Source organism: Polaromonas sp. P1_G2 (genome assembly GCF_056405515.1).
The window spans coordinates 1-571 of the sequence record NZ_JBFUBY010000759.1 but is presented as its reverse complement, the minus strand read 5'-3'; the positions used below and the strand labels follow the sequence as shown (position 1 = coordinate 571).

The window sequence follows — 571 nt, the reverse complement described above, 5'->3', positions numbered from 1 at the left end:
GCATAGTCGTTTCTGGCATGGGTACGGCCTCCGGCGTAGCACGCTTGGGCAGATTGCGGCGCGACGACCAGGCGCTATGCGCCACAACGCCGGCCAGCACCAGCCCGCCCACCACTGCCAGACTGATCTGCAAAGTGCTCATTGTGGGATCAGGCTGCTTCTGCGAAACCGATGGCGGCTTCCATGTCCACCGCCACGATGCGCGAAACGCCCTGCTCCTGCATGGTCACGCCGATCAGCTGCTCGGCCATTTCCATGGCGATCTTGTTGTGGCTGATGAACAGGAACTGGGTTTCCTTGCTCATGGAGCGCACCAGCTTGGCGTAACGCTCGGTGTTGGCGTCGTCCAGCGGCGCGTCGACCTCGTCCAGCAGGCAGAAAGGCGCGGGATTCAGCTGGAAGATGGCAAACACCAGCGCGATGGCCGTGAGCGCTTTTTCGCCGCCGGACAGCAGGTGGATGGTCTGGTTCTTCTTGCCGGGCGGCTGGGCGATCACCTGCACGCCGGCGTCGAGGATTYCCTCGCCGGTCATCATGAGCTTGGCGTTGCCGCCACCGAAGAGTTCGGGGA

General features: G+C 63.3%; 2 pseudogenes. Both read right to left on the bottom strand.

The window, feature by feature from the left end:
* Nucleotides 1–142: pseudogene (locus AC1D0P_RS27430) on the bottom strand (cell division protein FtsZ); the annotation flags it as partial.
* Nucleotides 143–149: 7 nt separating this feature from the next.
* Nucleotides 150–571 (bottom strand): annotated as a pseudogene (locus AC1D0P_RS27425) (chromosome segregation protein SMC); the annotation flags it as partial.